Source organism: Nocardioides sp. T2.26MG-1 (assembly GCF_950101795.1).
In the GTDB taxonomy this organism is placed as follows: Bacteria; Actinomycetota; Actinomycetes; order Propionibacteriales; family Nocardioidaceae; genus Nocardioides.
This window is the reverse complement of sequence record NZ_CATNLZ010000012.1, coordinates 227,286-249,837: the sequence shown is the minus strand read 5'-3', so window position 1 is coordinate 249,837 and position 22,552 is coordinate 227,286. Positions and strand designations below refer to the sequence as shown.

25 protein-coding genes and 1 other RNA gene are annotated in these 22,552 nt (G+C 71.6%); 19 read left to right on the top strand and 7 right to left on the bottom strand.

Annotated elements, in window-relative coordinates; all coding sequences use genetic code 11:
* Positions 1-115: 115 nt before the first annotated feature.
* Together QQZ14_RS10980 and QQZ14_RS10975 are read right to left on the bottom strand one after the other, a co-directional pair.
* Positions 116-514 carry a helix-turn-helix domain-containing protein gene (locus tag QQZ14_RS10980; protein ID WP_284534311.1) on the bottom strand — a complete coding sequence of 133 codons (399 nt, stop codon included), beginning with the start codon at positions 512-514 and terminating at the stop codon, positions 116-118.
* A 3-nt stretch (positions 515-517) separates the two neighbouring features.
* Positions 518-2,035 carry a recombinase family protein gene (locus tag QQZ14_RS10975; RefSeq protein ID WP_284534310.1) on the bottom strand — a complete coding sequence of 506 codons (1,518 nt, stop codon included), beginning with the start codon at positions 2,033-2,035 and terminating at the stop codon, positions 518-520.
* Between the two features lie 109 nt (positions 2,036-2,144).
* On the opposite strand from QQZ14_RS10975, the gene QQZ14_RS10970 reads away from it, so the two are divergent.
* The 4 genes from QQZ14_RS10970 to QQZ14_RS10955 are packed head-to-tail and all read left to right on the top strand — an operon-like array spanning position 2,145 to position 3,642.
* Positions 2,145-2,339, top strand: a complete 195-nt coding sequence (locus QQZ14_RS10970) for a hypothetical protein (RefSeq protein WP_284534309.1) — start codon at positions 2,145-2,147, stop codon at positions 2,337-2,339.
* 4 nt (positions 2,340-2,343) lie between these two features.
* A complete protein-coding gene (locus QQZ14_RS10965; protein WP_284534308.1) occupies positions 2,344-2,733 on the top strand; it encodes a TadE/TadG family type IV pilus assembly protein in 390 nt (129 codons plus the stop codon).
* Positions 2,730-3,194 (top strand): hypothetical protein, encoded by a 465-nt coding sequence (locus tag QQZ14_RS10960; protein ID WP_284534307.1) that lies wholly within the window; start codon positions 2,730-2,732, stop codon positions 3,192-3,194. The genes QQZ14_RS10965 and QQZ14_RS10960 overlap by 4 nt, the downstream gene beginning before the upstream one ends.
* Complete coding sequence (locus QQZ14_RS10955) at positions 3,181-3,642, top strand: pilus assembly protein TadG-related protein (RefSeq protein ID WP_284534306.1); 462 nt, start codon at positions 3,181-3,183, stop codon at positions 3,640-3,642. The genes QQZ14_RS10960 and QQZ14_RS10955 overlap by 14 nt, the downstream gene beginning before the upstream one ends.
* A gap of 62 nt (positions 3,643-3,704) precedes the next feature.
* Here the strand turns inward: QQZ14_RS10955 and QQZ14_RS10950 are convergent, their stop codons facing one another.
* A complete protein-coding gene (locus QQZ14_RS10950) occupies positions 3,705-5,912 on the bottom strand; it encodes an outer membrane protein assembly factor BamB family protein (protein WP_284534305.1) in 2,208 nt (735 codons plus the stop codon).
* 240 nt (positions 5,913-6,152) lie between these two features.
* On the opposite strand from QQZ14_RS10950, the gene QQZ14_RS10945 reads away from it, so the two are divergent.
* Positions 6,153-6,680: a CAP domain-containing protein gene (locus tag QQZ14_RS10945; RefSeq protein WP_284534304.1), complete on the top strand. Its 528-nt coding sequence runs from the start codon at positions 6,153-6,155 to the stop codon at positions 6,678-6,680.
* A 25-nt stretch (positions 6,681-6,705) separates the two neighbouring features.
* Here QQZ14_RS10945 and QQZ14_RS10940 read toward each other — a convergent pair whose 3' ends face one another.
* The gene (locus QQZ14_RS10940) at positions 6,706-6,921 is read right to left on the bottom strand and encodes a hypothetical protein (RefSeq protein WP_284534303.1); all 216 of its coding nucleotides are present in this window, start codon (positions 6,919-6,921) and stop codon (positions 6,706-6,708) included.
* Between the two features lie 154 nt (positions 6,922-7,075).
* Here QQZ14_RS10940 and QQZ14_RS10935 point away from each other — a divergent pair, with 154 nt between their 5' ends.
* From QQZ14_RS10935 to QQZ14_RS10920, 4 genes are all read left to right on the top strand, one after another.
* A complete protein-coding gene (locus QQZ14_RS10935) occupies positions 7,076-9,034 on the top strand; it encodes a PAS domain S-box protein (RefSeq protein ID WP_284534302.1) in 1,959 nt (652 codons plus the stop codon).
* Between the two features lie 61 nt (positions 9,035-9,095).
* A complete protein-coding gene (locus tag QQZ14_RS10930) occupies positions 9,096-9,848 on the top strand; it encodes a response regulator (RefSeq protein ID WP_284534301.1) in 753 nt (250 codons plus the stop codon).
* 57 nt (positions 9,849-9,905) lie between these two features.
* Positions 9,906-11,024 carry a peptide chain release factor 2 gene (gene prfB, locus QQZ14_RS10925; RefSeq protein WP_284534300.1) on the top strand — a complete coding sequence of 373 codons (1,119 nt, stop codon included), beginning with the start codon at positions 9,906-9,908 and terminating at the stop codon, positions 11,022-11,024.
* Between the two features lie 23 nt (positions 11,025-11,047).
* Positions 11,048-11,944, top strand: coding sequence for an oxygenase MpaB family protein (locus QQZ14_RS10920; RefSeq protein ID WP_284534299.1), 897 nt, complete (start codon positions 11,048-11,050; stop codon positions 11,942-11,944).
* A 5-nt stretch (positions 11,945-11,949) separates the two neighbouring features.
* Here the strand turns inward: QQZ14_RS10920 and QQZ14_RS10915 are convergent, their stop codons facing one another.
* Positions 11,950-12,582 (bottom strand): hypothetical protein, encoded by a 633-nt coding sequence (locus tag QQZ14_RS10915; RefSeq protein WP_284534298.1) that lies wholly within the window; start codon positions 12,580-12,582, stop codon positions 11,950-11,952.
* 62 nt (positions 12,583-12,644) lie between these two features.
* Here QQZ14_RS10915 and ftsE point away from each other — a divergent pair, with 62 nt between their 5' ends.
* The 5 genes from ftsE to smpB all read left to right on the top strand — a co-directional run bounded on the left by ftsE (position 12,645) and on the right by smpB (position 17,121).
* On the top strand, positions 12,645-13,334 hold the full coding sequence (gene ftsE / locus QQZ14_RS10910) for a cell division ATP-binding protein FtsE (protein ID WP_284534297.1): 690 nt from the start codon (positions 12,645-12,647) through the stop codon (positions 13,332-13,334).
* A 55-nt stretch (positions 13,335-13,389) separates the two neighbouring features.
* On the top strand, positions 13,390-14,301 hold the full coding sequence (gene ftsX, locus QQZ14_RS10905; protein WP_284534296.1) for a permease-like cell division protein FtsX: 912 nt from the start codon (positions 13,390-13,392) through the stop codon (positions 14,299-14,301).
* A 55-nt stretch (positions 14,302-14,356) separates the two neighbouring features.
* Entirely contained in the window at positions 14,357-15,616 is a 1,260-nt protein-coding gene (locus QQZ14_RS10900; RefSeq protein ID WP_284534295.1) for a peptidoglycan DD-metalloendopeptidase family protein, read from the top strand.
* Between the two features lie 87 nt (positions 15,617-15,703).
* On the top strand, positions 15,704-16,546 hold the full coding sequence (locus QQZ14_RS10895) for a trypsin-like serine protease (protein WP_284534294.1): 843 nt from the start codon (positions 15,704-15,706) through the stop codon (positions 16,544-16,546).
* Positions 16,547-16,644: 98 nt separating this feature from the next.
* Positions 16,645-17,121, top strand: coding sequence for an SsrA-binding protein SmpB (gene smpB, locus QQZ14_RS10890; protein ID WP_284534293.1), 477 nt, complete (start codon positions 16,645-16,647; stop codon positions 17,119-17,121).
* Between the two features lie 21 nt (positions 17,122-17,142).
* Here smpB and QQZ14_RS10885 read toward each other — a convergent pair whose 3' ends face one another.
* Positions 17,143-17,550, bottom strand: a complete 408-nt coding sequence (locus QQZ14_RS10885; RefSeq protein ID WP_284534292.1) for a MarR family winged helix-turn-helix transcriptional regulator — start codon at positions 17,548-17,550, stop codon at positions 17,143-17,145.
* Between the two features lie 86 nt (positions 17,551-17,636).
* Between QQZ14_RS10885 and QQZ14_RS10880 the strand changes: the two genes are divergently transcribed.
* The 4 genes from QQZ14_RS10880 to ssrA all read left to right on the top strand — a co-directional run bounded on the left by QQZ14_RS10880 (position 17,637) and on the right by ssrA (position 21,002).
* Complete coding sequence (locus tag QQZ14_RS10880; protein WP_284534291.1) at positions 17,637-19,166, top strand: MFS transporter; 1,530 nt, start codon at positions 17,637-17,639, stop codon at positions 19,164-19,166.
* Between the two features lie 43 nt (positions 19,167-19,209).
* The gene (locus tag QQZ14_RS10875; protein WP_284534289.1) at positions 19,210-20,121 is read left to right on the top strand and encodes an amidohydrolase family protein; all 912 of its coding nucleotides are present in this window, start codon (positions 19,210-19,212) and stop codon (positions 20,119-20,121) included.
* Between the two features lie 2 nt (positions 20,122-20,123).
* Positions 20,124-20,429, top strand: coding sequence for a hypothetical protein (locus QQZ14_RS10870; protein ID WP_284534288.1), 306 nt, complete (start codon positions 20,124-20,126; stop codon positions 20,427-20,429).
* Positions 20,430-20,631: 202 nt separating this feature from the next.
* Positions 20,632-21,002, top strand: a transfer-messenger RNA (tmRNA) gene (gene ssrA / locus QQZ14_RS10865).
* Between the two features lie 138 nt (positions 21,003-21,140).
* On the opposite strand, the gene QQZ14_RS10860 is transcribed toward ssrA, so the two are convergent.
* Entirely contained in the window at positions 21,141-21,530 is a 390-nt protein-coding gene (locus QQZ14_RS10860) for a hypothetical protein (RefSeq protein ID WP_284534287.1), read from the bottom strand.
* Positions 21,531-21,777: 247 nt separating this feature from the next.
* On the opposite strand from QQZ14_RS10860, the gene QQZ14_RS10855 reads away from it, so the two are divergent.
* Entirely contained in the window at positions 21,778-22,548 is a 771-nt protein-coding gene (locus tag QQZ14_RS10855; RefSeq protein WP_284534286.1) for an alpha/beta hydrolase, read from the top strand.
* Positions 22,549-22,552 lie beyond the last annotated feature (4 nt).

Below are 22,552 nucleotides of genomic sequence, written 5' to 3'. Positions count from 1 at the left end.
TTCCCCTCTTACTGGTTAACCCAGTAGAGAGGTAGAGATGTAAAGAGGTAGAGAGGTAAGGACGTAAACCTGTCTACCTGTTAACGGGATTACGGGTCTGGTGGTATCCCCGAGATCAGACCCTTGGGACGGTCAACTGGTACTCGCTCGACTTGCCCGAGCCGCCAGATCCCTGGCTCACCTGGTGCAGCCAGCCGCCCGTGCGCAGCCAGCGCAGCGCAGTGTGGACCGTGTCCTTGCTACGCCCCGAGGACTCCACCAAGGTCGCCACGCTCGGGTAGGCGTTCCCCCCAGTCTGGGCGTCACAGTAGGTGGCGATCAGCAAGCCGATGTGTTGTGCGGTCGGCGGCATCTTCACGCCACGGGCGCGCTGCTTGACCGTGCGCTCCCATGTCCAGCGGTCGACTGCCCTCGGGTCGGCTGGTTCGGTGATGGTGCGGTCGGTGTCGGAGTCGTCGTCTCGGCGGGGCTGTGGCTTCGCAAAGGGCATCGGGGTCTGGTCCGTCCGGGTCATCGGTCAGGCGTCCTCGTAGTCGGATGGCAGTGACGCTAGGAGTTCGGCCTCGCGCGCCTCGACGATCTCATCCCGACGCTTGAGCGACTCGGGGTGCCTGCCCGCGACAAGGGGGCTCAGGCGTTTGGTGCCCCTCGCCCACACCGTCACCTGCTCGTCGACGGGCACATTCCGACGTCGGTTGCGAGGATGCAGTTGCACCTCCGCGATCGACGCGAGGGTCGTCCGCTTGTCCGCGAGTGATAGCGCGAGGAAGCTCGTAACCCTCGCCCTGGATAGTGCGACCTGGGTTCGATCGCGTCCGTCCACGACAGCCATGCGCTCCCGGATCTCATCGCGCTGGTCCTTGATCGCAGCGACGGCGCGAGTCCATGACTCCTGCTCGATCGCACCGCGACTGAACTGCTCTGTGATGGCTGCCTCGCGGCGGTCGAGTGAGGCAAGGTCTGCCATCAGGCTGTCCTGTCCGTCGGTCTCAGCGGCTTCCGGCAGGACCCGATGGCTTGCGAACACATCCCCCTTCGTCAGCGCGTCCAGCACGAACTCGTCGGCTTCCGCTCGCGGGGTGGTCAGGTGATCGCCTTGGGGGCTTGAGCACTTGTAGACCTTCCGGCCCCCGCTGCTCCCACCGACGACCGGAGATCCACATGACGCGCACCGCCCGATCCCAGAGAGGAGCGTCTCGGGGCGACGGCCGTTACCCGAGTAACTGCGACGACTTGGGTCGCCTAGCAGAGCTTGAAGTTGCCGCAGGGTGGACTCCGTGATGATCGGCTCCCACGCTCCCTTGCCGATCTCCTCGCCCTTGTAGGTGTTGATCCCGGCATTCACCGGGTTGAGAAGGATCGTCTTCACCCCGTTGTGAGTCCAGCCTTCGGCGCCCTTCCGGCTTCGGGGGGTAGTTACACCGGAGTCTCGCCACCGTCGAGCGATCGACTTCAGAGATGCTCCGTCGAGTACGTCTTGCGCAGCAGCTCGGATCATCTCTGCCTGCTCCGGGATCACGTTCTTGTCCCGGTCGTAACCGAAGGACGCCCAGCCACTTCGCCACGGCTGTCCCTCGGCCCGTCTCTGAGCGTTGGCGGACCGCTGACGCTCACCCTTGCGCTCGACCTCCATCTGCGAGATGGACCCGAGGATCGTGGCGACCGCTCTGCCCTGAGGCGATGAGAGGTCGAGGTCTCCATCAACCGTGACCACGCTGACGTTCGCCTCCTGGCAGACGTCCACGATCGAGACGAGTTCACGAACTGTCCGCGTGATCCGATCGACCTTCCAGGCCAGCACGATGTCCACCTCGCCTGACCTCACCATGTCGAGCACGCGGTTCCACCCGGGTCGTGCCTTGCCCGAGTAGGCCGACATAGAGATGTCGGACAGGACGTCCACCACGTCGTACTCCCGCGAGGCCGCGAACATGCGGCAGTCCTGCTCCTGGCGCTGGTTGCTACGCCCCTCACCCGAGTCGTCCCGAGAGACCCGCGTGTAGATCACGGCGCGCTTGCCCTTGAGGTCGTTCATGGCTCGACATTAACACCTAAAAAGGTATGAGAGTGTTCGCGTTCTGGCCCGGCGTCGTCGGGCTGCACCTGACCACCTCGTGAGGTGCTGGGGGAGAAAGGAGAGAGCAATGGAACACATCGCACTGGCGCTCACCCGCCTCTACGTCGCGCTCGTCGCACCGCGGCCCCGAGACGAGCGCGGAGACGTGCCGGGCTGGGTGATGATCACCGTGATGACGGCCGGCCTGGTCGTGGTGATCACGGGGGTCGCGAAGACCCAGCTGACCGGGATGCTCAGCTCGGCCCTCAACCAGGTGAAGTAGCCCGATGGCACGCCGGCGCCGCGGCGCGCGCGGGTCCGCGGTCGTGGACTTCGTGTTGGTGCTCGTCGTGCTCGTGCCGCTCTTCCTGGGCATCCTCCAGGTGGCCCTGGTGCTGCTGGTGCGCAACACGCTCGCCTCCGCAGCCTCGGAGGGCGCCCGCTACGCCGCCACCCTCGAACGCGACCCGGCCGACGGTGCGGCCCGCACCCGCAGCCAGATCGACGGGGCGATCTCGGGCCGGTTCGCCCAGGACATCGAGGCGCACCCGGCCACGGTGGCCGGTGCCCCGGGGGTCGAGGTGGTCGTCCACGCCACCGTGCCCGCGCTCGGCCTCGGCGGTCCCGGCATCTCACTGACCGTCACCGGCCACGCGGTCAAGGAGCAGCGGCCGTGACGCTCCGACCGAGACGGCGACCGGACGAGCGTGGCAGCGCGCTGGTCGAGCTGGTCTGGCTCGGCCTCCTGCTGCTGGTGCCGATGCTGTGGATCGTGATGTCGGTGTTCGAGGTGCAGCGCGGCGCGTTCGGGGTGAGCGGCGCCGCCCGGGCCGCGGCCCGCGCCTACGCCCTGGCCCCGACCGACGCCGAGGGCAGGGCGCGGGCGCAGGCGGCGGCCCGGCAGGCGCTCGACGACCAGGGCGTGCACGGCGTCCCGGTCGACGTTCATGTGAGGTGTACGCCGTACCCCCACGACTGCCACGCCGGCACGTCGGTGATCACCGTCGTCGTGTCCTCCCACGTCGACCTGCCGCTGCTGCCGAGCTTCTTCGGCGGCGGGGCACCGAGCTTCGCGCTCGACGCGACCCACACCGTCCCCATCGGGCAGTTCCAGGAGGTCCACCGTGCCGGCCCGTGACCGCAGCCGGGACCGCGACCAGCGCGGGCAGGCGACGCTGATGATCATCGGCTTCGCGTTCGTGCTCGCGATGGCGGTGGCGATGGTGGTCGACGCCTCGGCGGCCTACCTGCAGCGCCAGCAGCTCGACACGGTCGCCGACGGCGCCGCCCTGCGCGGGGCCGACCTCGGGGCGGCGGGCCGCCCGGTCTACACCCAGGGCGTCCCCGACGACCGGCTCGGGCTCGCCGCAGCGTCCATCCGGGCGTCGGTGCACGACTACCTGGTCTCCACGGGTGCCTACGCGGCGTACCCCGGCCTGAGCTTCACCGTCGACGTCGACCGGGACGTCACCAACGTGACCGTGCACGTCCGCGCGCCGCTGGACCTGCCGCTGACGGTGCCGGGGTCGCCCGAGGTCGCCACGATCGGCGCGACCGGCTCGGCGGTCGTGGCCGTCGAGCGCTGACCCGGGACGTCATCCCTTTCGAGGGTCCAAGGCCACGCATGGGATGACGTCCCGCGGAGGGCTCAGCCGGCCGGAGCGACGAAGCCCAGCCGGTAGACGTCACGCCCGCCGAGGTTGGGCTCGATCCACGAGGTGAACGCCAGGCCGGTGTCGGTGCTGCCGGTGATCGACCACAGCCGGTCGCCCCAGCCGCCGGTCGGGTCGGCGACCTCCGCGCCGGTGGCGGCGTCGAGGAACCGGCGCGAGCTGCCGTCGACCCACACCAGGCTGCCGAGCGGGCTGACGCGCAGTAGCACCCGCTTGCCGGTGAACGCGGCCGGGGCGAACGTCGACCTCTCGTGCGACCGCCCGTCGAGCAGCGCGAGACCGGGGCTGTAGGTGTCCCGACCGCTGTAGACCCGGGTGAAGATGCCCGCGGCGTACAGCGACGACCCGGCGGTCGCGACGTCGTACACCGGCCCCTCGATCTTCGGGTTGAACCAGCCCCGGAGCCTCCCGGTGCGGGCGTCGACCCGGATCATCGCGGTGTCGGAGACCGGCTGCTTCTTGAAGCTGCCCGCGACGATGAGGTCGCCGCCGACGCTGGCCAGCTCCGTGACGTAGCCACGTAGCGGCAGCCGGTACGACGCCACCACCCTGTGCGACGACCCGTAGACGTCGACCTGGTTGCGCGGGAAGCGCACGTCGTCCTGCAGACGCCGCGCCACGTAGAGCCGGTTGCCGATCGTGGTGATCCCGGTCAGGTCGGGCACCTGCATCGACCGCCCCGGCAGCGCCGCGCCGGTGTCGGCGTCGAACGCGCGGACCGGCCAGCTCTCGGTCTCGTAGAAGTGGTGGGTCGCGGCGGCCCGCTTCGACGGGTCGTAGCCCATGAAGTGGGTGTTGGCCACGAACAGCACGCCGTCCCCGGGGATCAGGTCGCCGTACGCCGGCCGGGTGACCTTGAAGCCCGGCACCGGCTCCATCGTCACGGCGTCGAGCGCGGCGATGCCGGCCGTGCGCACCGCGCCGCTCAGGTAGAAGTGCCCGCCGACGTACGCCCGGCCGCCGGAGAGCTCGACCGCGTTCACCTGCAGGTCGTACGACGGCACCGCGGGACCGGCCGGCGCTCCGGTGGCGGCGTCGAGCACGGCGAGCCCGCCCGCGGGCCTGCCGGCCACGGAGGTGAAGCTGCCCGCGGCCCAGAGCCGGTCGCCGTCGAGCGCCAGGTCATAGACGCCCGCGGGCACGTCGACCGCGTTGCGACCGGCCGCGATGTCCGGTGCGAACGTGCGGTCGGCCGCGCCGGTGGCGGGGTCGAGCGCCAGCAGCCGGCCGCCGGCCTGGTCGCCACCGACGTAGAGCCGGTCGCGGGTGTAGAGCAGGGCGTGGACCTGGCGGTCGGAGGCCGGTCCGGCCGGCGCGACGAAGCCACGGTCGGCGGCTCCCGTCGTCGCGTCGAGCGCGACGACCCCGGACTCGCCCAGGTAGAGCCGGTCGCCGCCGCGCGCCAGCGCCCGCACGGGCGCGTGGACGGCGGCGGCGAAGCCGGCCACCGGGTCGCCGGTGGCCGGGTCGAGGGCGAGCAGCCGGTCGGCCGCGACGAACAGGCGCGCCGAGCGGCCGGCGGCGGACGGTGCGTACGCCAGCTCGGTGACCTGGGAGGACTGCGGTGCGTCGAAGGGTCGCAGCCCCCCGTCGCCGGTCGCCAGGGCGGCCAGGTGCCGCCGCGGGGTCCCGCCGACGGACTCGAAGGCGCCGCCGGCGTAGAGCGTCCCGTCCGCCAGCGCGAGCGCGCTGACCAGCCCGTCGGCGACCGGGAGGAAGGCGGTGTCCAGCGTGCCGTCGGCGCGCACGTGGGCCAGGCCGCCGGCCGCGTGGCCGCCGATCCGGGTGAAGTCGCCGCCGAGGTACCAGCCGCCCGCGCCGTCGGCGACGACGGTGGAGACCTGGCCGTCCGCGATCTCCGGTCCGGCCGCCGGGGCGCCGGTCGCGCCGTCGAGCACGGCGCCGGGTCCGGCGTACCGCCCGACGATGCCGAACCAGCCGTGCGCGTAGACCCGGTCGCCGACCCGGACGAGCTCCTCGATCCGCTCGTCGGCGACCACGGACCCCGCCGGCAGGTCGTCGGCCGTCGGCCCGGAGGCCGCTCGCGCCGCGACCGGCACCTCCACGGCGCCGGCGCTCACGGGGCCGCTGCTCACGGGTCCCAGTGCGAGCGCGAGGCCCACCGAGAGTCCGGCGGGTACGGCGAGGGCGCTGAGACGTCGCGCGGGGCGCTGGAGGGGCATGGGTGGCGACGCTATGCGGGCCACGGTCTCGCGGTCGGGGAAGCGCGGAATCGCCCCGACGGGTCTAGCCCATGCCCGACCGGCCCCGCCGATGCCCCGCACCTGCCCGAATGGGCAGGTTCGGGGCGGATGGGTTCCGGTATTCCGCCGGTCCTCCTACCGTGGGGAGGGCATGGACCGATGCGGGGGACGACGGTCGTACCGACCGTGCGCTCTGACCCCCACAGGAAGTCCCCACCAGTGCTCTCTCTCGGATGCCGCAGCGACGCACCGAACGACCCCCGGCCGCGGAGGTTCGCCGTCGTCCTCTCGGCCGCCGCGCTGAGCCTCGCGACCGCCGCGTCCACGCTCGGCCTGGTGACCACGGCCGCTGCGCCGGCGCAGGCCGGCGCCGCCTCGGTGCTCTACGAGACCGAGGCGTTCACCGCCACCAACGTGCAGCGCGTCGCCCACGAGCGGGTGGTGCTCCGGCCCGGTGCCTGCCTGCACAAGTGGGCCGTGCGGCAGGCCCGCAAGATGGCCAACCAGCAGCGGATGTTCCACCAGGGCCTGCGGCGGGTGGCGACCGACTGCGGTCTCTCGTACGCCGGGGAGAACGTCGCCTACGGCTACGCCACCGGCACCGAGGTGGTGCGCGCCTGGATGAACTCCTCCGGCCACCGGGCGAACATCCTCAACCGCCGGTTCCGGACGATGGGCATCGGCGCCCGCAAGGCCGACGACGGCACCTGGTACGTCTCGCAGGTGTTCGGCCGCAAGGCCCGCTGAGTCCGGGGCCGACTCAGGGCGCTGCTCAGCGCTGGGCGGGGTCGCTGACCGTGACGTCGCTCGGGCCCAGGTCGGTCGCCCCGGCGAGCTCCGCGACCGAGACCAGCGTGATCGCGAGCAGTCCGACGCCCGCGACCGCGCCCACGATGCGCGCACGGTAGCGGCGCAGCGCGGGGGTCGGACGGACCTCGATGATCATGGCGGGCTCCCCGGAGAGCGGTCGGCGGTGGGGCTGGGACATGGTCGGCGCCGCCCGAGCAGCGCCTGAGAAAACGGTCGCACGCCGTCCGAGGACGCGGGCGGGATTGGTGCCTCACTTACGTGCGCTGCAGAAACCTGCAAAACAGGCTCTCGGACGCGCGACACCGGGTCACCTGCTGGGTTACGTTCCCCGGGTGTCTGGGGGTGCGGGTGGGGCGGGTGGGCGCCCGACGGTGGTGATCGTCGACGACGCCGCCGAGGTGCGGGCGCTGGTGCGGACCCGGCTGCGGCTGTCCGGCCGGCTCGAGGTGGTCGGCGAGGGCTCGAACGGCGTCGAGGCGGTCGCCGCCGTCCGCGAGCACCGGCCCGCGCTCCTGCTCCTCGACGTCTCGATGCCGGTCATGGACGGGCTCGAGGCGCTGCCGCGGGTGCTCGAGGCCTCGCCCGAGACGCGGGTCGCCATGTACAGCGGGTTCTCCGAGGAGGGCCTGGCCCAACGGGCCCGCGAGCTGGGCGCGGTGGCCTTCCTGGAGAAGTCGACGTCGCTGGACCAGCTCGCCGACCAGCTGGTCGCCCTGCTCGACGACCGCGGCGCGTCCCCGCAGCCGGCCGAGCCGCCGGTGCCGGCCCTCGACGAGGCTGACCGCACCGTGCTGCGCGAGCACCTCGAGCGCTTCCGGGAGGTGTTCGACGACGCCGCGATCGGGATGGCGACGGTGACGCTGGCCGGGCAGGTCGTCCGCGCGAACGCCGCCCTGGCCGCGCTCCTTGGCGTGCGTCTGGAGGACCTGGTCGGCACGGCGTACGGCGTGCTCGCCGGTGGTCGTGCCGACCTGGTGGAGGACGCACTCGACCAGATCCTCTCCGGCCGCAGCCGCGTGGTCCAGCTCGAGCACGACGTGACCGACGGGGCCCGCACCCGGCGCGTGATGGCCACGGTGGCGCCGGTGCTCGACAGCAACCAGCGGCCGCTGTACCTGTTCCTCCAGGTGCAGGACGTGACCGCCGAGCGCCGCGCGGAGGAGCAGCTGCGTCGGAGCGAGGCACGGTTCCGGCTGCTCGTCGAGAACGTCGAGGACTACGCGATCTTCATGCTCTCGCCCGAGGGACTGGTGGAGAGCTGGAACGCCGGGGCCCAGCGGATCAAGGGCTACGTCGAGAGCGAGATCGTCGGGCGCCACTTCCGCACGTTCTACCCGCCCGAGGTCCAGGCCGCCCGCCACCCCGAGCACGAGCTTGAGCTGGCGCTGCGCGACGGGCACTACGAGGAGGAGGGCTGGCGGGTCCGCAAGGACGGCAGCCGGTTCTGGGCGAGCGTGCTCATCACCACGGTCCACGACCAGACCGGCCGGCACATCGGCTTCGCCAAGATCACCCGCGACACCACCTCGCGCCGCGAGATATTGGAGGAGCGCGAGCGGGCGGCCACCGCGCTTGCCGAGGCCAACGCCCAGCTCCAGCAGGCCGCCGAGGACCAGGCGCACTTCCTCGCGGTCACCGCCCACGAGCTGCGCACCCCCGTCGGCGTCCTCGCGGGGACCGCCGAGATGCTCACCGCACACGGGCCGGAGCTCTCGGCGGAGGAGCGGCGCGAGCTGCTCGAGGGGATGAGCTCGAGTGCGACCCGCCTGCGCCGGCTGCTCACCGACCTGCTCACCGCCTCCCGCCTGCAGGCGAGCGCCCTCGAGCTCGAGCTCGAGGCTGTCGACGTCGACGACCTCGTCGAGACCGCCGCTCGGGCCGCCCGCCGGTCCCACCCGGACGTCGAGATCGAGGTCGGCGCCGAGCCCGGACTCGTCGTGCAGGGCGACCGCGACCGCCTCGCGCAGGCCGTGGACAACCTGGTCGCCAACGCGCTGCGCCACGGCGTCCCGCCGGTGCGGGTGAGCGCCCGCGCGTCGGGCGAGGACGGGGCCGTGGTCGAGATCGAGGTCCGCGACGGCGGGCAGGGGGTCCGTGCGGAGATGCGCGACCGGCTGTTCGACCGGTTCGCGACCGGTCGGTCCGGGGGTGGCACCGGTCTCGGTCTCTACATCGTCCGTCAACTGGCGCGCAGCCACCACGGGGACGCGACGTACCGCCCCGGCGACGCCGGCACCAGCGGCTCGTTCGTCGTCACCCTGCCCCGGATCGCCGCCGATGCCCGACGCTGACCGACCTCCGACGCGCTCCGGGATGCGTGCCCGTGGCCCGCAGAGCGCCTACGCTTCGTCCGTGCCCATCCGCGTCCTCCTGGTGGACGACGTCGTTGAGGTACGCCGGCTGGTCCGCACCTCGCTTCGTTTCCGGGGCGGATTCGAGGTCGTGGGTGAGGCGGCGGACGGTTCCGACGCCGTCCGGCTCGCCGCACAGTTGCGTCCCGACGTCGTCGTTCTCGACCTCGGCCTGCCCGACATCGCCGGCCGTGAGGTGCTGACACGGGTGCGCGAGGTCTCGCCGGAGTCGAAGGTCGTGGTGTTCTCCGGTCTCGAGACCACGGACCGCACCTGGATCCGCGACCACGTCGAGGGGTTCGTGGTCAAGGACGCCGACCTGGGCTACCTCGTCGACCTGCTCGAGTCGGTCGGGCGCCGCCACGAGACCCGGGCCGTCCTCGAGCTGCCCGACGACCTCCGCAGCGTGAGCACGGCCCGCCGCTTCGTGCGGGCCAAGCTGCTGGAGTGGGGGATCGGCGACCCGCTGGACGACGCGCTGCTGGTCACGAGCGAGCTCGCCGCCAACGCGCTCACCCACGCCCGCTCCTCCTACCGGCTGCTGCTCTCGGTCAGCGAGCAGGCGCTGCGCATCGAGGTCGCCGACGCCGGGGCCGGCACGCCCGAGCCGCAGCCGCTGACCGAGACCGAGGAGCACGGCCGCGGCCTGCACCTCGTCGGCGCGCTCGCCGCCTCATGGGGCATGGAGGCCGCCGAGAGCGGCGGCAAGCGGGTCTGGGCCGAGCTCGCGCTGCCCGTCGCGGTCGCGGAGTAGGCCCGGGGCAGGCGCGGAGTTAGGCGGGGTGCGCACCGCCCCGTAACCTTGGTCCTTGTGGCAGGACCGGACTACGACACCGAGATCAAGCAGCTCCAGGCGACGATGCACACCATCGAGCAGGTGCTCGACCTGGATGCGATGCGCACCGAGATCGCCGACCTCGGCGAGCAGGTCGCCGCGCCCGACCTCTGGGACGACCAGGACAACGCGACCCGCGTGACCGGCCGCCTCTCCGCGCTCCAGGGCGAGGTCGACCGCTTCACCGCCCTCCAGGGGCGCGTCGACGACCTCGCGATCATGGTCGAGATGGCCCAGGAGGAGGGCGACGCCGACGCGCTCGCGGACGCCGACGCCGAGCTGGCCCGGCTGAAGAAGTCGGTCGAGACCCTCGAGGTCCGCACCCTCCTCAACGGCGAGTACGACGCCCGCGAGGCCCTGGTCTCGATCCGCTCCGGGGCCGGCGGCGTCGACGCGGCCGACTTCGCGGAGACCCTGATGCGGATGTACCTCCGCTGGGCCGAGCAACACAAGTACCCGGTCGAGGTCTTCGAGACGTCCTACGCCGAGGAGGCCGGCCTCAAGTCGGCCACGTTCGCGATCCACGCGCCGTACGCCTACGGCACGCTCTCGGTCGAGGCCGGCACCCACCGGCTCGTCCGGATCAGCCCGTTCGACAACCAGGGCCGCCGCCAGACGTCGTTCGCCGCCGTCGAGGTCGTGCCGGTGCTCGAGCAGACCGACGAGATCGACATCCCCGACGAGGAGATCCGCGTCGACGTCTACCGCTCCGGAGGCCCCGGCGGCCAGTCGGTCAACACCACCGACTCCGCCGTCCGCCTGACGCACATCCCGACCGGCACCGTGGTCAGCTGCCAGAACGAGAAGAGCCAGCTGCAGAACAAGGCCAGCGCCATGGTCGTGCTCAAGGCCAAGCTGCTCGCGATGAAGAAGGCCGAGGAGAAGGCGCACCTCGACGAGATGCGCGGCGACGTGCAGGCCTCGTGGGGCGACCAGATGCGCAACTACGTGCTCAACCCCTACCAGATCGTCAAGGACCTGCGCACCGGCTACGAGGTGGGCAACCCGCAGGCGGTCTTCGACGGGGACATCGACGGCTTCCTCGAGGCCGGCATCCGCTGGCGCCGGGGCGCGGAGAAGGCTGCCGCCAACTAGCAACATGTTCTAGTCTCGCGGGCATGCGCCGCGACCACTGGAAGATGCGGAACGACTCCCTCGACCCGGAGACCGACTTCGTCGAGATCTACCGCAACGTCGTGATGTACGAGTTCCCCTGGGACATGAACCAGGCGCTGAGCTTCGCCCTGTTCCGCACCTACGCCGTGCCCGGCATCGGGCGGCTGCTCGACGAGACGGGCGCGTTCACCGGCCAGGTCCAGAAGCGGTACGACGACACCGCGCTGCTGCTCGAGCCCCCGACACGGGTGGGCTTCGAGCACCCGGAGGCCAAGGCGGCGATCCGCCGGATCAACGCCATGCACCGGGCCTACGACATCCCCGACCACGAGTTCCGCTACGTGCTCTCGACGTTCGTCGTGGTGCCCAAGCGCTGGCTGGACGCCTACGGCAAGCGCCCGCTGACGCCCACCGAGCTCGAGGCGTCGGTGAACTACTACCGCACGCTCGGCCGCCACATGAACATCAAGGACGTGCCGGAGACGTACGCCGGGTTCGAGGAGCTGATGGACTCCTACGAGGCCGAGCACTTCGGGTACGACGAGGGCGCCCGGCGGGTCGCCGACGCCACGCTCGAGCTGCTGCTGACCTTCCATCCCGCGTTCGCCGCCCGGGGCGTCGAGGTGTTCAGCCGGGCGTTGATGGACGACCCGCTGCTCGAGGCGTTCCGCTTCACCAAGCCGCCCGCGCCGGTCGTCGCCCTGTCGCGGGGGGCGCTGCGGGCCCGGGGTGCGCTGCTGCGCGCCTTCCCCGCCCGGCGCAACGGCAAGCGGGTGGAGGACCTGCCGTGGATCCGCAGCTACCCCGACGGCTACCGGATCGAGGAGCTCGGCACGTTCCCGGTGCCGGGCGTCGCCGGGTGCCCGGTGCGGCACGAGGAGAGCGCCGTCGGCAGCTGAGGGGGTCAGGCAGCGGCGGCCGCGAGCACCGACGCGCACCAGGACTCGGCCCGGTCGGGCAGGTCCTCGCCGGCGCCCGCCACCCGGATCGTGCACGAGAGCCACGCATCGCCGAACAGACCGTGGAACGCGACCGTCTCGTCGCCGCCGGTGGAGCACCGCAGCGCCACGTCGTGCGCCCCGAAGGCCGGTGCGCCCGGCAGCGGCTCGCAGCCCCGGGTGCGGGCGGCCGCGCGCCGGAGGTCGTCGGCCTGGTCGGGGGTCACCGGCGGAGCGAACACCCAGGCCCGGGCCGTCGTACCGCCCTTCGTGCCGCCGGCGGTCCACGAGCAGCCGTACTCGTGGGCGACGTCGGAGACCCCGGGCGCGAGCCGGGCCCGCTCGCCGTTGGCCCACGCGTCGGATGCGTCGGGCGCGGCCGCCAGCGCCGCCTCGATCGACGCCGGGGCGACCCGCTCGCAGAAGCCGTCGCGGGCCACGGCGACGGTGGCGGTCGCGACCTGACCGAGCGGCGTGGCGGTAGCGGAGGACGTGGGCCCGGCCGCGGGCTCGCTGCTGTCGCAGCCGGTGAGCCCGCCCGCGAGGAGCCCGGTGAGCGACACGGCCACGACAGCGTGCGCGAGGAGGGCTCGGGGCATGGCGCCAACATACGGGGGGCGGCGTCCCCGGTGCGCTGGAGGCACCGACTACCCTCGATCCGGTGATCCGGTTCGAGAAGGTGGTCAAGACCTACCCAGGCCAGGCGAGCCCCGCGCTCGACCAGGTCTCGGTGGACGTGGAGAAGGGCGAGTTCGTCTTCCTCGTCGGCACGTCGGGGTCCGGCAAGTCCACGTTCTTGCGGCTGGTGCTGCGCGAGTACCGCGCCACGTCTGGCCGGGTCTACGTCGCGGGCAAGGAGATCAACCGGCTCGCCAGCTGGAAGGTGCCGCGGATGCGCCGCCAGATCGGCACCGTGTTCCAGGACTTCCGGCTGCTGCCCAACAAGACCGTGAGCGAGAACGTCGCGTTCGCCCTGCAGGTGATCGGCCGCTCCCGCTCCGAGATCAACCGGCTGGTCCCCGAGACGCTCGAGCTGGTCGGCCTGGAGGGCAAGGGCGACCGGATGCCCGACGAGCTGTCCGGCGGCGAGCAGCAGCGGGTCGCGATCGCCCGGGCGTTCGTCAACCGGCCGATGATCCTGATCGCCGACGAGCCGACCGGCAACCTCGACCCGACCACCTCCGTCGGCATCATGAAGCTGCTCGACCGGATCAACCGCACCGGCACCACCGTGCTGATGGCCACCCACGACGCCGGGATCGTCGACCAGATGCGCAAGCGCGTCATCGAGCTCGACGGCGGCCGGGTCGTGCGTGACCAGGCCCAGGGCATCTACGGCTTCCAGCACTAGGCCCCGCCGCCCGAGCACCCGAGCACCCACCCCGAACGAGGACCCTCACTCCCACATGCAGCTCCGTTACGTCTTCTCCGAGCTCGGCCAGGGCCTGCGTCGCAACCTGTCGATGCACCTGGCCGTGATCCTGACCCTGTTCGTGTCACTGACGCTCGTCGGGCTCGGCGTCCTGCTCAACCAGCAGGCCACCAAGGCCGCCGACCAGTGGGGCTCCGAGCTGCAGATCACCGCGTTCCTGTGCAAGGCCCGCGACGACAACCCGGCCTGCACGAGCGAGGTGACCGACGCGCAGAAGGAGCGGATCACCAAGGTCGTCGAGGACAACCCGGAGGTCGCGAGCTTCCGCTTCGAGTCCCAGCAGGAGGCCTTCGACAAGATCAAGGACCTCCTCGGTGCCGACAAGTTCGAGGGTCCCAACCCGGCCGCGACCGCCGACGACATGCCCGAGTCGATCTGGATCACGCTGAAGGACGCGGACGAGTACGCCGGCATCGAGAGCGCCATCGTCGGGCTCGACGGCGTCTCCAACGTCCGCGACCAGCGCCAGATCGTCGGCCCGGTCCTGCAGGGGCTGAAGGTGATGCAGTGGGGCGCCTTCTGGATCGCCGCCTTCCTCGTGCTCGCCGCGCTGCTGCTGGTGGCCAACACGATCCGGCTCGCCGCCTTCGCTCGGCGCCGGGAGATCGGCATCATGCGCCTGGTCGGAGCGTCCACGCTCTACATCGCGCTCCCGTTCATCATGGAGTCGCTGGTGACCGCCGCGATCGCGGTCGCCGTGTCGGTCGGGGCGCTCGGCGGCTTCATGTGGTTCGCCGTGCACGGCCGCCTGGAGGACCTCGTCGGGTTCATCCCGTGGATCGGCGTCAACGAGTTCACGGTCGCCGCCTTGTGGGTCGCGATCCTCGGCCCGGTCCTCACGCTGCTTCCGACACTCGTGTTGACGCGCAAATACCTCAAAGTCTGACCCACGCACGTTACCGTCGAGGAGTTCTCTTCCCCGAACACGTGAAGGCAGACCGGTGCGTCTCTTCCCCCGTACCGCACGCCATCGCCTGGCAGCGGCCACTGCGGCCTGCTCGCTGGCGATCGGTGCGCTGGCCGTCCCTCTCGCCAACGCCGACCCCAAGGACCTCAAGCACCGGCAGCACCAGGCCGAGCAGCAGGTCAAGCACGCCCGGCACGACCTCGACGAGTCCAGCGACCGGCTGCGCCGCGCCCAGGGTGCGCTCGACAAGGCGGTCCGCGAGCTCTCGGCTGCCCGCTCCCAGCTGCACGCCGCGACCGCCCGGCTCGAGGCCGCGGAGCTGCGCGACCAGCAGATGCAGGACCGTCTCGAGGTCGCCGAGCAGCGGCTGACCGATGCGCAGACGGACCTCGCCCACGGCCAGGCCGCGCTCGACGACCAGCGCCTGCAGCTCACCGACACCGTCACCGGCATCTACGAGCAGGGCGACCCCCAGCTGCTGGCGTTCGCCACGCTCCTGGAGTCCCGGAGCACCGCCGACCTGACCCGCCAGTCCGCGCTCAACGACGTGATCGTCGGCCGGGAAGCCCGGGCGTACGACGACCTCCACGCCGCCGAGGTGCTGCTCCAGGTCCGCGAGAACGAGGTCCAGGCGGCCCACGACGACGTCGAGGTCCAGCGCCGGGCGGCCGCCGAGCACCTGGTCACGATGGAGCGGCTGCACCAGGACGCGCGCGACGCCCGCGACAAGGTGATGACGCTCGTCGAGACCCGCCGCGGCGCGCGCGCCGACGCGGTGCGCGCCCGGCAGCAGGACCGGCGCGAGCTGCAGGAGGCCCAGCGCCGCGAGAACCACATCAAGCAGCTGATCCTGGCCCAGGCCCGCCGCGCCAAGGGCGGCTACCGCGGCTCGACCAACGGCCTGCTCCTCCCGCCGGTCAACGGCGCGGTGACCTCGCCGTTCGGCTACCGCGAGCACCCGATCTACCACTACTGGGGACTGCACGACGGCACGGACTTCGGCGTCTCCTGCGGCGAGGGCATGCGCGCGGTCGCGTCCGGCACCGTGATCGCGAAGTACTACTCGGCCGTCTACGGCAACCGCCTCTACCTCAGCCTCGGCAACATCAACGGCAAGAACGTCACCGCGGTCTACAACCACGCGACCGGCTACCGGGTCGGGGTGGGGGAGCACGTCTCGCAGGGCGAGGTCGTCGGGTACGTCGGCTCCACCGGCTGGTCCACCGGCTGCCACCTGCACTTCACGATCCTGGTCAACGGCAACGCGGTGGACCCGATGAACTGGCTGTCCTGAGTTTTTCCTGGCCGCAGGGTCTCCCGCGCGACGTTCTTCTGTGGTGCACTGCTCCGGTCGGGGGTCTGACCCCAGGGAGCTCAACAGATGAAGAAGATGTTCTCCGCGGTGCTGGCTGCCGTCCTGCTGCCGGTGATGTTCTGGGCCCCGCCGGCCCAGGCGAGCACCGGCGGCACGTTCGACGCCGCCAACACCTACTCGAACGTCGGGCTGATCCTGTTCTACGACGCCACCGGGCGGTACCGGTGCAGCGCGACGCTGATCAGCCCGACCGTGCTGGTCACCGCCGCGCACTGCACCGACGGTGACGTCGGCAGCGTGCTCGTCGACTTCAGGAACCTCGTGGCCGAGACGGGGCCCTCGCCGTACGCGCCGGCCGCCGATCCGTCGGCGGGCTACACCGACGAGGAGATCGCGGCCATGGGGTTCGTGTCCGGCACGGCCTACACCCACCCGCAGTACTCCGACTTCACCGACATGGACAACTGGAACGACGTCGGCGTGGTCGTGCTGGACGAGCCGGTCGACATCGCCCCGGCGCAGCTCGCGGGGCTCGGCGTCCTGGACCAGATCGGGCCCAGCAACCTGCGCAAGACGCTGTTCCGCGCCGTCGGCTACGGCACCGAGGTCCGCAAGTCCGACACCGGCCCGCAGAACCCCACGCCGCAGAGCTACCCGCTCGAGCGGCGCTACGTCGACATGCCCGGCCAGAAGCTCACGCCGCAGATCCTGCAGACCAACGGCAACGAGCGCGACGTGTTCGGCACCGGCGGTACCTGCTTCGGCGACTCCGGTGGGCCTGTGTTCTACCAGGGCGCGATCGTGGCGGTGACCAGCTACGGCTACACCGAGAACTGCCGCTACCTCGGCGGCTACCAGCGTCTCGACATCGCGGTCACCCAGGACTGGGTCAACTCGTTCCTCGGCTGACCCATCCACGTTGACCCGCCCGCAACTTTCGGGCGGGTCAACGTGCTTTGTCGACATCGCGGAGCAATCGGTGTTGCGGTCCCTGCGAGAATGGGGGGATGGCCAAGGAGCAGGGGCACAAGCTGGTCGCGCAGAACAAGAAGGCGCGGCACGACTACCACATCGAGGACACCTACGAGGCCGGCCTGGTCCTCCAGGGCACCGAGGTGAAGTCGCTGCGGCAGGGTCGCGCGTCCCTGGTCGACGGGTTCGTCGACATCGACAACCACGAGGCCTGGCTGCACGGCGTGCACATCCCGGAGTACTCCCAGGGCACCTGGACCAACCACGCCGCCCGCCGCAAGCGCAAGCTGCTGCTCAACCGCGACGAGATCGACAAGATCGAGCGCCGGGTCAACGAGAAGGGGCTCACGGTCGTGCCGCTCTCGCTGTACTTCAAGGACGGCCGTGCCAAGGTCGAGATCGCGCTCGCCAAGGGCAAGAAGTCGTGGGACAAGCGCGCCGCGCTCGCCGAGCGGCAGGCCACGCGCGAGACCGAGCAGGCCCTCGGCCGGCGGCTCAAGGGCATGGACTGAGGACGGGCCCCCGACCGGCTGCTAGGAGTCGGAGGCGATCCGGTCGAAGCAGTCCGAGCCCTCGTCGCGCAGCACGCGGCGCTGGGTGGGCCGCGCGTCGGCGTACCGCACCCGGCCGGCCTCGGTCAGCGTGATGTACTGCGCGCGCCGATCCTGCTCGCAGGCCTTGCGGCCGACCAGGCCGTCGCGCTCGAGGCGGGTGACCAGCCGGGACAGCGCGCTCTGGGAGAGGTGGGCGCTCTCGGCGAGCGTGGTCATCCGCAGGCTGCACTCGTCGGCCTCGGAGAGCTGCTGGAGCACCTCGAACTCGCTCGCGGTGAGGTCGTGCGCACCGAGCTCGCGGTCGAGGGCGCACATGAGCCGCTGGTAGCGACCCATCAGCTGGTGCCACTCGGCGGCCAGCGCGTCGTCCTCGTCCGCCCGTGCCATGGGGGCAGGGTACCACATTCGTGCGCATAAGATGTTTCCGCAAATAATGCTTGTGCATTCAATGCACATGCATAAGCATGGTCGTCATGACTTCGACCGTGACGCCGGCGACCGCACTGCCGGCCCCCACCTCACCCCCCGACTCCCACACCGACTCGCACATCACCTCCGCGGACGGCTGGGCCGCCCGCACCTGGCTGCTGCTCGTCGTCCTGTGCGGCGCGCTGTTCCTCGACGGCCTCGACATCTCGATGGTCGGCGTCGCCCTGCCGTCCATCGGCACCGACCTCGGCATGTCCGCGAGCGCGCTCCAGTGGATCGTCAGCGGCTACGTCCTCGGGTACGGCGGCCTGCTGCTGCTCGGGGGCCGCTCGGCCGACCTGCTCGGCCGGCGCCAGGTCTTCCTGGCCGCCGTCGCGGTCTTCGGGCTCGCCTCCGTCGCGAGCGCGGCGCTCAGCAGCCCCGAGGCGATCATCGCGCTGCGCTTCGTCAAGGGCGTGGCGGCGGCGTTCACCGTCCCCGCCGGGCTCTCGATCATCACCACGACGTTCGCCGAGGGGCCGGCCCGCAACAAGGCGCTCAGCATCTACACGGTCGTCGGGGCGAGCGGCTTCTCGCTCGGCCTGGTGTTCGGCGGGCTCCTGACCGAGCTCGGCTGGCGGGCGACCTTCCTGCTGCCCGGCCCGGTCGCGATCGCGCTCGTGGTCGTCGGCTGGCGGGTCATCCCCGCCGCGACGCGCTCCCTGACCCGGCTCGCCGACTTCGACCTGTTCGGTGCGGTGGCCAGCACCTCGGCGATCCTGCTCTTCGTCGTCGCGGTCGTCGAGGCTCCGACCCGGGGCTGGGCCAGCGCGACCGTGATCGGCCTGGTGGCGGCCAGCGCGGTGCTGACCGCGGTGTTCGTGGTCTCCGAGCTGCGGCACCCCAAGCCCCTGGTCCGGCTCGGGATCCTGCGCTCCTGGCACCTCGTGCACGCGAACGTGTCCGGCGCGATCATGGCCGGCGGCTACTTCGCCTTCCAGTTCCTGGTCACGCTCTACCTGCAGAACTCCCTGGGCTGGTCGCCGCTGGCGATGGCGCTCGGCTTCCTGCCGGCGGGCCTGCTGGTGGTGGCCAGCTCCACCCGGATGGACCGGATCCTGGCGCGGGTCCGCACCCAGGTGCTGATCGCCGGCGGCATGGTCGCGTTCCTGGCGGCGTACCTGCTCTTCCTCCGGGTCGACCCCGACCTGGGCTACGTCCCGCTGCTGCTGCCGACGATGGTGCTGCTCGGCGTCGGGTTCGCGCTGTCGTTCCCCTCGATCAACGCCCAGGCGACGTCGGGGGTGGCCGACCACGAGCAGGGCCTCGCCTCGGGCCTGGTGAACACCAGCGTGCAGATCGGCGGGGCCGTCGTGCTCGCGGTGATCTCCGCGATCCTCGGCAACGCCGCCGAGTCCGAGGGTCCGGCCGTGACCGGCGAGCTGATCCCCGGGATGGTCACGGGCCTCCAGGTGATCGCCGTGCTCGCAGCCGTCGGGGTGGCCGCGTCGCTGGCGACCGTGTTCCTCGGCGGCCGGCGCACCGCCGACCCGACCGTGGAGATCGTGGCCGAGGCGGAGCCCACGCCGTTCTGAGCCGGACCGACAGCGGCCGCCCGCCGCCTGCGAGACTCGTCGCGTGGTCGATGACCCCCATGACACCGACGACTCGGAGGCGGCGGGCGTCCGCGCGTTCTGGCAGGCGCTCGGGCTGCCCGGGCTCTTCGACGCGCACGTGCACTTCCTGCCGCCCAACATCCAGCGCGCGGTCTACGCGGTGTTCGACGCCGCCGGGCCGAAGATCGGACGGGAGTGGCCGATCCGCTACCGGCAGTCGCACGAGGAGCGCGTCGGGCTGCTGCGGGCGATGGGCGTGCGCCGGTTCCCGACGCTTCCCTACGCCCACAAGCCCGGCGTGGCCACCTACCTCAACGACTGGGCCGCCGACTTCAAGCGGCACGTCCCCGAGTCGCTGTGGTCGGCGACGTTCTTCCCCGAGGAGCAGGCGGCGTCGTACGTCGGCGCGGCGCTCGGGGCCGGCGTCGAGGTGTTCAAGGTGCACCTGCAGGTGGGCGAGTTCCATCTCGACGACCCGCTCCTCGACGAGGTGTGGGGGCAGCTCGAGGACGCCGGCACACCCGTGGTCGTGCACGCGGGCTCGGGCCCGGTCGGCAACGAGTTCACCGGGCCGGAGTCCACGCGGCGTCTGCTCGCCAGGTTCCCGCGCCTCACGCTCGTGCTCGCCCACATGGGCGCTCCGGAGTGCGCTGAGTTCCTGGGGCTCGCGGAGGCGCACGAGCGGGTCTTCCTCGACACGACGATGGTGTTCACCGACTTCTTCCCTCCCTACCCGGCCGAGCTCGTGCCGCGGCTGCGCGACCTGTCGCACTGGGTGCTGCTCGGCAGCGACTTCCCGACGATCCCGTACCCGTACCTCCACCAGCTCGAGGGCCTGGCCCGCCTCGACCTGGGCGACGACTGGCTCCGGGCGGTGTGCTGGGAGAACGGTGCGCGAGTGTTCGGAGTGCCCGCGGACGGGGTAGGACACTGACCATGGGACGCGACGACAAGCCCGAGCGTGAGCGCGGGGTCCTCGGCGGACTGGGCACGCCGGCACAGCCGGTGCGGGACGGCGAGGTCCGGCTCCGGACCGGCACCACGCTCTCCTGCCTGGTGTGCGGCGGGGGGCGGTTCACCCGGAGGGAGATCAAGCTCAACACCACCGGCCTGACCTTCATGGACCTCGACTGGGCCAACCGATCCGGCGAGGGCGCGATCTGCCGAGCGTGCGGCTACGTCCACACGTTCCTCGACGGCGACCTGGCCTGGGGGGCTCCCGCATCGGACGCGCTGCTCTGAGCTGTTGCGCCCGGGCCGGGCGCGCCGTTCGCCAGACTGTGCCCATCGATCCTGGGGCCCGGATCGCCGTCGAGCGACGCGCGCTGGCCGCCCTGCTCGACAGCTGACCTGCCCCGGCGTACCTACCCCCCTGCAGGGGCGCCTCCGGAATCGATGCGGCTCCGCAGACGTTGTGCACCTAGACTGGACGCACAACTCAAGAGGGGCTGATCGGTTTCGACTTGGGACGTTAGTTCCAGGGGAAGCGGGTCGAGAAGCCAGCGTCATCTCGTAAACGATCGCTGGAAACCTATAACTGCCAACACCAATCGCAGTTCCTTCGCTCTCGCTGCCTGAGCAGTGATCGAAGCGTCAGTCCGGGCACCCGTCTCCGTCCCGGATCCTGGCGTCATCTAGGAGACTTGCTGCTCACTCCGGGTCACGGAGGGTGAGCGGGACTATTCCGTGACTGAGCCTGTCGGGGACGTGTCCGTGCGAGCCCCGGGGCCGAGAAAAGCGACATCACGGACTGCACCCGGAGAAGACCTGGTTCGACGCTCGAGGACGCGGGTTCGATTCCCGCCAGCTCCACACACGCGATGACCGCCCCCGACGACAGCGCTGCGCGCTGGCGCCGGGGGCGTCGTCACGTGTGAACCGAGCCGAGTCGGCGATCGCCGCCGACGGCGGCCGACCTCGGCGCACGCCGTGCGCGTGCATCGGCGCGAGAGCTCAGTCGCTCGTCGGGTCCACGAGTCCTGGCGGCTGCGCCTGGGAGACCGCCACGTCCGCGGCGTAGACGGTCGCGCCGACCACGGCGGCCCGTAACAGTGCGAGGAGCCGCGTCCTCCGGAGCCCGGCGTCGACCAGCAGGTTGAGCGCCGCCCAGGACGCCGCCCCGGTCGCGGTGGTCACGACGTCGGGCTTGACGCTGACCAGGAGCTCGATGTCCGCGCTCGGGCTGATCGCCAGCGGCTGCAGCCCGACCGGGTCGATCCGACGAGCCGCGAGGTCGGAGCCCGCGAGGAGGACTGCACGGAGGACGCGCGGCGCCCGGCCGTCGACGGCGGCCGCGAGGGCCGCTCCCGAGGCGCGAACCAAGGAACTCTGACGGATCTGCATGCCGCATCCCCCCTGCTCGTCGATCTGAACGGCGCGACCCAGCATGGCAGGACGTCGCCCGGGTGCGTCGTCATCGGCGCAAAACCTGTTGGTGTGCCGCCGGAGCGGCGCTAGCGTGCAGGCGCCGTACCGGAGAACGAGGAGGTGGTGCCCGTGAACGCACTGACAGTGGCGCTCCTCTTCAGGGTCACGGTCGGACGCTAGGTCGTCCGGGAGCGCTCGACGAGCACTCCCGAAAGGCACGACCATGCACTTCACCTCCGAACACTCCCTTGCAGGCGGGTTCGTCCAGCGCGAGTTCCTGCTGGCCGACGTCCCCGGCGTCCTGTGGACGCCTGAGGCTCCCGCTGGGCCCCACCCGCTCCTCCTGCTCGGCCACCCGGGCGGGCTCGGCCCGATGCGTCCCCGGCTCGTCGAGCGGGCCCGGCGCGCGGCGGCGAGCGGCTTCGCCTCGGCCACCATCGAGCTGCCCGGGAGCGGTGATCGTCCCCGCGTCTCCGCGTGGGAGCAGGCGAGGGCCGACCTCCGCCGGGTGCTGGCGGCCGGCGAGCCGGTCGACGGGATCGTCGACCGGCTTATCCTCCCGGTGGTCGAGGCGGCGGTGCCCGAGTGGCGGACCGCGCTCGACGAGCTCCTGGACGTGTCGGGGATCGGCGGCCCGGTGGGCTACTCCGGCGGCGTCCTCGCCGTCGGTGTCCGGCTGGCCGTCGTCGAGCCCCGCATCGTGGCTGCCGGCCTCTTCGCCGGGAGCTTCGTGCCGCGCGCGACGTACGCCGAGGCCCGCCAGGTCACGGTCCCGGTGCACATGCTGCTGCAGTGGGATGACGAGTGGAACGACCGTCAGGCGGCGCTGGACGTCTTCGACGCGCTCGGCGCGACCGAGAAGACGCTGCACGCCAACCTGGGCGGGCACGCCGGGGTCCCCGCGTTCGCCGGGGAGGACGCCGCCAGATTCTTCGAGCGGCACCTCGGCCGGCCGTCGCGGGTTGACGACCCGCCGCCGGTCGCCAATAGTTAGGTGT